Origin of the sequence: Cryptosporangium sp. NPDC048952 (assembly GCF_043197895.1) — a bacterium.
In the GTDB taxonomy this organism is placed as follows: Bacteria; Actinomycetota; Actinomycetes; order Mycobacteriales; family Cryptosporangiaceae; genus Cryptosporangium.
Map to the genome: position 1 here is coordinate 25,389 of NZ_JBICTY010000003.1, position 8,988 is coordinate 34,376.

An 8,988-nucleotide genomic window follows, 5' to 3' on the forward strand; every position below is an offset into this window, starting at 1 on the left:
ACTGTCCTCCTACGATTCGTCGTTGTCGTCGTCGTCCAGGCGGGGGCGGCCCGGCCCCCGCATGCGTTGCGCCTCACGGGGCAGCCGACCGGCGTCCCCGAGCGCCCGGCGCAGCAGGAATTCGATCTGCGCGTTCGTACTGCGCAGTTCGTCTGATGCCCACCGCGCCAGCGCGTCGTGCACGGCCGGGTCGAGCCGCAGGAGGATCTTCTTGCGCTCGCTGGCCATCGGGTTGCCCCTCGATCAGTAGAGGGAGCCGGCGTTGACGATCGGCTGCGTGCCCCGATCACCGCACAGAACAACCAGCAGGTTGCTCACCATCGTCGCCTTCCGCTCCTCGTCCAGCTCGACGACGTCGTGCTCGGCGAGCCGGTCGAGGGCGAGTTCCACCATGCCCACCGCACCTTCGACGATCCGCGTACGGGCGGCGACCACCGCGTTCGCCTGCTGGCGCTGGAGCATGACCTGGGCGATCTCCGGCGCGTAGGACAGGCGGGTGATGCGTGACTCGATCACCTCGACACCGGCGGCGGTGACCCGGGCTGCGATCTCGGCCGAGAGCCGGCCGGTGATCTCGTCGGCGTTGTCGCGGAGGGAGAGCTGGTCCTCCGGAGCGTCGTACGGGTAGCTGTTGGCGATGTGACGCACCGCGGTCTCGCTCTGGATCGCCACGAACTCGACGAAGTCGTCGACCTCGAACGCGGCCTTCGCGGTGTCCGACACCTGCCACACCACCACGGCGGCGATCTGGATCGGGTTGCCGTCGGCGTCGTTCACCTTGGCGAGCTCGGTCTCGTGGTTACGCACCCGCGTCGAGACCTTCTGCCGGTTGGTGATCGGGTTGACCCAGCGCAGACCGTCCGCGCGGATCGTGCCGGTGTACCGACCGAGCAGCTGGACGACCCGGGCCTCACCCGGCGCCACCGCGGTGAGGCCGCAGAGGCCGAGCAGGGCGGCCAGGGCCAACACGATGCCCAGGATGATCAGCGCGACCGGGCCGGCGCCGGGAGCGTCCTGGGCGCCGTACACGATCGGCGCCGCCGAACCCAGCAGCACGATCAGCAGAACGAGTGCAATCGGGATGCCCGGCAGTCCGTCGGTGCGTCGCTCGCGGACCTGCGGGGCGGGCATTTCCACCACTGGCTGGTCGATGGTCATCATCGGCTCCTCCCGTCGATAGCTTGAGAGTAGCAAAGTGATATCACTTTTTCAACGGGGGCTGCCGGAGCGGCCAAGGGGACCAGTAGGACCGGTAAGGTCTCCACCGGATGACGCTGGGTAGCTCCCCCCTCACAGCCTCCGACCGATTGCGAGTCGCGATGAGCATCCTGAGCAGGAACCACGTGCAGCTGAGTGGCCGCGAGGGCGGCCCCGTGATGGTGTTCGCCCACGGATTCGGTTGTGACCAGGCGATGTGGCGTTATCTGACGCCGGCCTTCGCGGACCGCTACCGCATCGTGGTGTTCGATTACGTCGGGCACGGGAAGTCGGAGTTGGCCGCGTACGACCGGGAGCGGTACGACTCGCTCGGGGGGTACGCGCAGGACGTCCTGGAGGTGTTGGACGCGCTCGACGCCGAGTCGGTCGTGTTCGTCGGGCACTCGGTCAGCTCGATGATCGGTGCGTTGGCCGCGATTCAGCAGCCGCACCGGTTCGAGAGCCTCGTGATGATCGGCCCGTCGCCGCGCTACCTCGACGACGACTCAGCGGGATACGTCGGCGGTTTCCGCACCGAGGACCTGCACGGTTTACTCGACTCGATGGATAGCAACTACCTGGGATGGTCGAGTGCGATGGCGCCGGTGATCATGGGCAACGGCGACCGGCCGGAGCTCGGCGAGGAGCTGACGAACAGCTTCTGCCGCACCGACCCGTCGATCGCCCAGCAGTTCGCGCGGGTCACGTTCTTCAGTGACAACCGGGCCGACCTGCCCAAGGTGCCGGTGCGGTCGCTGGTGCTGCAGTGCACGGCGGACGTCATCGCGCCGGAGGTCGTCGGTCAGTACGTGCACGCGCACCTACCGGAGAGCGAGTACGTGCTGCTTTCGGCCACCGGTCACTGCCCGCATCTGAGCGCTCCAGCCGAGACCATCGCCGCCATGCAGGGTTTCTGCTGACTCTGACGGATTCGGAGGGGTTACCGAGTGGAGACGCCGGAGCGGTCCAATCCGGCCGCTGAGCTGGCAGCGGCGCACGCCGGTTCGGGTCGGCGACGGCAGGGCGCCCGCGCCCGCCGCCGCACGGCCACGCCGGATCCGGCCGCCTCGGCTGCGGCCGAAGAGACCGCTGCCGACCCGGACGGCCCCGTCAGCGCGGGGGACTCGCTCGATCAGGCGCCGTGCGGGTTTGTCATCACCGACCCCCGGGGCACGATCACGCAGGTCAATCAGCACTTCTTGACGTCGACCGGCTACCGGGCCGAGGAGCTCGTCGGGCGGATTCGGTTCCAGGACCTGCTCGCCCCCGGCGACCAGATCTACTACGAGACGCACTACTCGCCCCTGCTGCTCATGCAGGGCGCGGTCCGCGAGATCGCTGTCGACATCCGCGACACCGCGGGCCAGCGCCTCCCGGTCCTCGTCAACGCCGTCCTCGACCGCGACGCCGACGGCGAACCGCGGGTGATCCGCACGACCGTGTTCGGCGCGTCCGACCGGCGTCGGTACGAAGAGGAACTGCTCACCCAGCGACGCCGGGCCGAGAATTCCGAGAAACGTGTCCGCGCGCTGCAGAGCGTCGCCGCGGAACTGGCGGCAGCCGGTGACCTCGCCGAGGTCGGGCGCGTCCTCGTGCACGCCGCGATCACCGCGGTCGACGGCGACCGCGCCGGCCTGTGGCTCCTCGACCGCTCCGAGTTCGCCCAGGCCACCGAGGCCGACGAAGCACTCGGCAACGACGGCCTGGCCGCCGCGACCGCCTTCTCCAGCCACGGCCTGGTGCAGGTCGCCGCCGTCAACATCGGCGACTCCGAGGACTTGTCCCGCATCCCGGTTCCCGACCCGGACGCGTTCTCCCTCCGCCGCCGCGGCCCGATGCTGTTCGACTCGCCCGAGTCGATCGGCTTCCGGCACCCGCTCATCGCGGCCGCGATGAAGCGCACGAACGCCGGTGCGCTGATCGTGATCCCGCTCGACGTCGGTGACCACCGCGTCGGTGTGCTGGCCGCCGCGTGCGCCGCCAGCCGTCAGCTCTCCGACGACGATCGGGAACTGCTGCACGCACTCGGACGCCAGGGCGGGCAGGCGCTCGAACGCGCCGCACTGCACGCGGAGGCGACCAAATCCGCCGACCGATCGGACTTCCTGGCCACGACCAGCCGCTCCCTCGAGGAGACCGTGCGGCTGGTCGACCGGGCCCAGCGCCTGGTCGACCTCGTCACCAGGGAGCTCGCCGAGGTCGCGAGCGTCGAGTTCATGGAGACCGAGGGCAACCGGCGCCTGGCCGAGTCCCGCACCGAACGGGGCACGCAGCCTGGCACCGGCACGCTGATCGGCATCGAACCGGGCCGGGCCGGTGACCTGATCGCGCAGGTCGTCAGCGGAACCCGGCCCAAGCTGCTCGCCGAGCGGCAGCCGATCGGACCGTCCGGCCCGCGTCCGGCGAACTGGTGGCTCGCGCTCCCGTTGCGTGCGTCGGGGCGGACGCTCGGCGCCCTGGTCCTCGGCCGCTACGAGCGCGCGTTCAGCGTCGACGAAGTGGCCTTTTGTACTGAGGTGGCGGCGACGGCGGCGCTCGCGCTGGACAACGCACGCCGCTACGAGCAAGAGCGGGAAGTGGCGTACACGCTGCAGCGGAGCCTTCTCTCGGGCGGCCTGCCGAAGCGGCAGGGGCTGCGGATCGCCACCCACTACCGCCCCGCGATGGAGAACCTCGAGGTCGGCGGCGACTGGTACGACGCGTTCGAGCTGGGTGACGACAAGATCGGCATCGTGGTCGGCGACGTCGTCGGCCGGGGACTGACCGCGGCGAGCGCGATGGGTCAGCTCCGCAGCGCGATCCGTGCGCTGGCCGGAGCCGGTCTCGGGCCGGCCGCGCTGCTCGGGCAGCTCGACAAGTTCGTCGGCCAGTTCGACGCCGGTCGGATGGCGACGCTGGTCTACCTGGAGCTGAACCCGCGTACCGGGCACGTCCGCTACGCCTGCGCCGGGCACTTCCCGCCGCTGGTCATTCAGGGCGACGAGGAAGCGCAGTACCTGTGGGACGGTCGGTCGACGCCGCTGGACGCGTATTCCGGCCAGCCCGGCCGCTCGGAGGCGGAGATCCGGCTGCTGCCCGGTGCGCGTCTCCTGCTCTACACCGACGGGCTGGTCGAGCGGCGCGGTCGGTTGATCTGGCGCGGCCTCGAACTGCTCCGCGAGGAAATGCAGCGCCATCGTTCGGCGCCGGCGACGGTGATCGTCAACAGCATTGCCGACGCCATGCTGCGCGACGAAGCGGGCCGGGACGACGTCTGCCTGCTGGCGGTGTCGCTGGCCGAGTCGACGCCGTTCGAGGAGCGGATCCCGGCCGACCTGGTGGAACTCACCGGGGTACGCAACCGGCTGCGGACCTGGCTCACCGACCACGACGTCGATCGGCACGACGGGTTCGCGATCGTGCTGGCCTGCTCCGAGGCGATCGGCAACGCGATCGAGCACGGGTACCGCGATCCGGCGTCCGCCGCAGCCGGCTCGGTCACGATTTCGGCGTCGATCGTCGACGAGCGGGTGGACGTCACCATCAGTGACGGCGGACTGTGGCAGCCTCGGGAAACCCCGCCGGATCGCGGGCGGGGACTCATGCTGATGAAGCGGCTGATGGACGAGGTGACGGTCGACCGGGGGACGGCCGGAACCACCGTGACGATGTCGCGCCGGGTGAGGTGGGTGGGGCCGTGACGGGGGATGAAGTGCGGGTGGAGGGCCGGAGCGCGCCGCCGGCCGCGGCGACCGTGTCGTTCCAGGACCTGAACGAGGACGAGCCGCCCGGGGCGCTGGTGTCGTTCGTCGGGGAGATCGACCTCGGTACGGCGCCGGCGCTGGGGGAGACCGTGCTGCGTCAGACGATCGAGCTACCGGTCGTCGTGCTGGACCTGTCCGCGGTGACGTTCCTCGACAGTGCCGGGGTGCGCTTGCTGGACAGTCTGGTCGGTGCCTACGAGAGCCGGGGGAGCACGATCCGGCTGGTGGCGCCCGAGCACGGCGTCGCGCGGTTCACGCTGACGCTCTGCGCGTTCCGCAGCGACCTCGTGGAACCGTCGGTCGACCGGGCCCGCGCCACGCTCAATTAGTCGGCAGCAGGCGGGGCTTCGCGGTGTCGTCCTGGGCGAGGCTGGTGGTCTTCGCCGTCCGGGTCGCCTGCCACTCGGGCAGCCGGTCCTCGCTGATCGCCGTGAACATGGCGGCGGCGGCCTTCTCGTCGACGCCGACAGCGGTGCCGTACGGCGTCCAGAGCGAGTCGCTGGTGTGCGGCAGCGTCGCGAACGTCATGTTCTCCGGCCGCAGGTGCCGCAGCGCGAGGGCCAGCGCCTGCACGTTCATGTTGTCGTCGACGGTGATCGAGTTCGTGGCGGCGCGCAGGAACGCGTCGAAGCGCAGCGGGTTGGTCAGCGTGCCGCGGCTGACCGCCCGGCTCAGCAGTGACTGCAGTACGAGCTGCTGGTTGTGGATGCGTCCGAAGTCGCTGCCCGGCACGTTGTAGCGCTGGCGCATGAAGTCCAGCGCCGAGTCGCCGCCCATGTGGTTGCAGCCGGCTTTCCAGACCCGGCTCGTGTGGATCGAGCGCACCTCGTACGTGGTGCAGACCCGGACGCCGCCGACGGCGTTCACCATCGTGCGGACGCCGTTGAAATCGACGACGACGGCGCCGTCGAGCGGGAGACCGGTGAGTTCGTAGACGGCCTTCGCGGCGAGCGGGGCGCCGCCGAACGAGAACGCGGAGTTGATCTTGTTCTTGCCGCCCTGCCACGCGCCCCCGGCTGGGACGTCGACGTAGCTGTCACGCGGGATCGAGACCACGTAGGCGCTCTGCAGGTCCGCGGCGACGTGGATCAGCATGATCGTGTCGGAGCGCTCGCCGACGGTGTCGGCCTGCACGGTGGGGTCGGCAGTGCGGGAGTCGGAGCCGAGGACCAGGAAGTTCAGCGGACCGACGATGCCGGACTCTTGCGGGTCGTAAGCGTCACCGCTGTCATCCGTGCGGACGGTCGTCGGAATGTCTCCCAGCAGGTCCGCGCGCTTGATGTTCTTGTCGTAGCGCTCGTTGATCGCCCAGCCGACGCCGATCGTGCCGACCGAGACCAGGAGGAGGGCGACGCCAAAGATCAGGCCCACCGTGGTCCACGGTGTGCCGCTCCTCCTGCCTACGCCCACTCGGCTCCGCCCCTTGCCGTTCACCCGGATACAGCCGCCGATGAAACTGTCGGCGCACGATACGACAAATTTAGGACTACCCCGCCAGGGGGTGCGTAATCACCGTTTGCCGGCATGTTCGCGCAGCGTGACGCCGTTGAGCAATGGCGCAATTAAATGCGGCGGAATTGCGTGGTCGCAATAGCGCCGTCAATTAGTCGTAATCGGCTTCAAATGCCCGCGCGGCCCCTGCTCGCGCCTGCGGCAGGCAACGCCGTTCGCGCTGGCTGTCACCGAAACGGATGAGTCGCGCGGGGCGTCGCGAATCGGGCGGTCTTACTAGGCTCGAATTTGATGCATACGCGGCAAAATGGTATAAGAGTCAGCGCTAATCACACGGCGACGCGTCAATTTCCGGTGATTGGTGCTGATGCGGGTGTGAACTCGATCACCCGGAGCTTTTCGTATCGGCCCGGCCTCGACGGGGTGCGTGCGGTGGCCGTCGTCGCGGTGGTGGTCTACCACCTCGGGGCTGCGTGGCTGCCCGGTGGGTTCCTCGGGGTCGACGTCTTCTTCGCGCTGTCCGGGTTCCTGATCACGACGTTGCTGGTCACGCGGGCGGGGGAGGGTGCCCGGGTCGACCTGATCGACTTCTTGGGGCGTCGGGCCCGGCGTCTGCTGCCTGCGGCGCTGGTGATGGTCGTCGTCGTGGCGGTCGTCGGAGCGTTCACGGCGACGCCCGACCGGCTCGGGCCGTTGCGGCTCGACGGGATCTGGACCGTGCTGCAGGCCGCGAACTGGCGGTTCGTCGTCTCGGGGCAGTCGTACGTCGAGGCGTTCGCGCCGCCGTCGCCGTTGCGTCATGCCTGGTCGTTGGCGGTGGAAGAGCAGTTCTACCTGGTGTGGCCGATAGTGGTCGCGGTCTTGCTGCGGTGGCGCCGTGTTCTGCTGGCGGCCGGGGTGGTGGGGGCGGTGGTGTCGGCCGGGTGGATGCGGCACCTGTACGCGGCGCCGGATCCATCGCGGGCGTACTACGGCACGGACACGCGGGCGCATGCGTTGCTGGTGGGTGCGGTGCTGGCGATCGTGCTGCTCGGTCCGGGCCGGGACCGGTGGGTGCGGGTGCTGGGATGGCTCGCGCTCCCCGCTGCTCTTGTCTTGGCGCTGGCGTTCGCGCTGGTCTCGGACTCGTGGGCGGGGTATTACCGAGGAGTCGGGTTCGGGGTGGCGTTGGCTGCCACCGTACTGGTGGGAGCGGTGGCTTCGGCTGGTGCCGTGGGTCGTGTGTTCGGGGCGGGGCCGCTGCCGTGGGTAGGGCGGCGGTCGTACTCGTTGTATCTGTGGCACTGGCCGGTTTTTTGTTGGCTCGAGTCGTACGGGGTCGGGGCGAAGCTCGGGCTGACCGTGGTGCTGGCGCTTTTGTCGTACCACCTGGTGGAGGTGCCGCTGCGGGCGCGGCGCGGGGCGCCGCGACGCGCGCCCGCTGGTGCTGCGGGCGGTCGGCTCGCTGGTGTCGCGGGCGGTCGGCCCGCTGGTGTCGCGGGCGGTCGGCCCGCTGGTGTAGCCGCGGGGAGGCGGGCCCGCGGGGTGTTGATCGTGGTGGCGGCTGCGGGAGTCGCTATTGCGGTGGTCGTGGGGGCGACGATGCGGGCGGCGCCGTCGTTGGTCGACGAGCCGGCCAGGCCCGGGGCGAAGCCGCGGCTGCTGGCGGCTGCGACGTCGCCGGTGGCGATCCGGCTGGCCACGGCCGGGGACTCGGTAGCCAAGAGCCTGGCGCCGGGGCTGCGTGAGGTCGCGGACGCGCAGGGGTGGGGGTACGCCGACAGCGCGGTCAGTTCGTGCTCGGTGGCGGGGTTGTTGATGGTGGAGGCGGACGGGTCGCCGTACCGGGCGGGCCGGCGGTGCCCGGACGTCGTTCCGCCGATGCAGCGGGCACTGGTGCGGAACTTCGATCCGACGCTGATCCTGGTGCACTCGCGCTGGGAGAACCAGACGGTTCGCCGGGCCGACGGGGTGGTCGTGCGGCCGGGGACGGCGGAGCACGTGGCTTACGTCCGTGGTCAGCTCGCCACCGCACTGGGTCGGCTGACCGCCGGGCGGGCCCACGTCGTGCTGATCGAGCCGATTCCGGCGGCGGAGTCGCTGTGCCGGAGGCTCGGGAATTCGCTCGCGGCGTGCCGGGGACAGCTGCGGGATCCGCAGGCGGAGCGGTACAACGCGTTGCGCCGGTCGGTGGCCGCCGCGTTCCCCGGGCGGGTCACCGTCATCTCGGTGTCCGACCTGCTGTGCCCCGACGAAATCTGCACCGACGACGTCCACGGCCGCCACCCCCGCCCCGACGGCCTCCACTTCTCCCCAACCGGCGCGAATTGGTTCGCCCCCCTCCTACTCCACCGAGCCATCGCCTCAGCCGCCCTCGGCTGACCTCCCCGGCGCCGCGCGCCGGGTCTGCGCTGCGCGGCTTGGGCGCGCGAGCGGCGGCTGCGCGCCGTGCCCGTCCTGCGCGTCTCGCGCGTCCTGCGCGTCCTGCGCGTCTCGCGCGTCCTGCGCGTCTCGCGGGTCCTGCGCGCTGCGCCGCTTGCGCGCGCTGCGCGGTTGGCGGGGGCGCCCTCCGCGGCCTCCGCGGCCTCCGCGGCCTCCGCGGCCTCCGCGGCCTCCG

Annotated in this window: 7 protein-coding genes; 4 read left to right on the forward strand and 3 right to left on the reverse strand. The window is 70.5% G+C overall.

Features of this window, described 5'->3' with window-relative positions; translation table 11 throughout:
• Positions 1–9: 9 nt before the first annotated feature.
• The gene (locus ACGFY5_RS16250) at positions 10–228 is read right to left on the reverse strand and encodes a hypothetical protein (RefSeq protein ID WP_392720572.1); all 219 of its coding nucleotides are present in this window, start codon (positions 226–228) and stop codon (positions 10–12) included.
• Positions 229–243: 15 nt separating this feature from the next.
• Positions 244–1,158 (reverse strand): SPFH domain-containing protein, encoded by a 915-nt coding sequence (locus ACGFY5_RS16255; RefSeq protein WP_392720574.1) that lies wholly within the window; start codon positions 1,156–1,158, stop codon positions 244–246.
• 161 nt (positions 1,159–1,319) lie between these two features.
• On the opposite strand from ACGFY5_RS16255, the gene ACGFY5_RS16260 reads away from it, so the two are divergent.
• The 3 genes from ACGFY5_RS16260 to ACGFY5_RS16270 are packed head-to-tail and all read left to right on the forward strand — an operon-like array spanning position 1,320 to position 5,269.
• A complete protein-coding gene (locus ACGFY5_RS16260) occupies positions 1,320–2,117 on the forward strand; it encodes an alpha/beta fold hydrolase (protein WP_392720576.1) in 798 nt (265 codons plus the stop codon).
• A gap of 27 nt (positions 2,118–2,144) precedes the next feature.
• A complete protein-coding gene (locus ACGFY5_RS16265; protein WP_392720578.1) occupies positions 2,145–4,877 on the forward strand; it encodes a SpoIIE family protein phosphatase in 2,733 nt (910 codons plus the stop codon).
• Positions 4,874–5,269 (forward strand): STAS domain-containing protein, encoded by a 396-nt coding sequence (locus tag ACGFY5_RS16270; RefSeq protein ID WP_392720579.1) that lies wholly within the window; start codon positions 4,874–4,876, stop codon positions 5,267–5,269. Before ACGFY5_RS16265 ends, ACGFY5_RS16270 begins: the two co-directional genes overlap by 4 nt.
• Here ACGFY5_RS16270 and ACGFY5_RS16275 read toward each other — a convergent pair.
• A complete protein-coding gene (locus ACGFY5_RS16275; protein WP_392720581.1) occupies positions 5,262–6,311 on the reverse strand; it encodes an LCP family protein in 1,050 nt (349 codons plus the stop codon). The two genes, ACGFY5_RS16270 and ACGFY5_RS16275, sit on opposite strands and share 8 nt — an antisense overlap.
• 456 nt (positions 6,312–6,767) lie before the next feature.
• Between ACGFY5_RS16275 and ACGFY5_RS16280 the strand changes: the two genes are divergently transcribed.
• The gene (locus ACGFY5_RS16280; protein ID WP_392720583.1) at positions 6,768–8,753 is read left to right on the forward strand and encodes an acyltransferase family protein; all 1,986 of its coding nucleotides are present in this window, start codon (positions 6,768–6,770) and stop codon (positions 8,751–8,753) included.
• Positions 8,754–8,988: the final 235 nt, after the last annotated feature.

Excerpts from the sequence above, each read along its gene's own strand:
- ACGFY5_RS16255 (WP_392720574.1), bottom strand. The coding sequence starts at position 1,158 with ATGACCATCGACCAGCCAGTGGTGGAAATGCCCGCCCCGCAGGTCCGC.
- ACGFY5_RS16260 (WP_392720576.1), top strand. The coding sequence starts at position 1,320 with ATGAGCATCCTGAGCAGGAACCACGTGCAGCTGAGTGGCCGCGAGGGC.
- ACGFY5_RS16250 (WP_392720572.1), bottom strand. The coding sequence starts at position 228 with ATGGCCAGCGAGCGCAAGAAGATCCTCCTGCGGCTCGACCCGGCCGTG.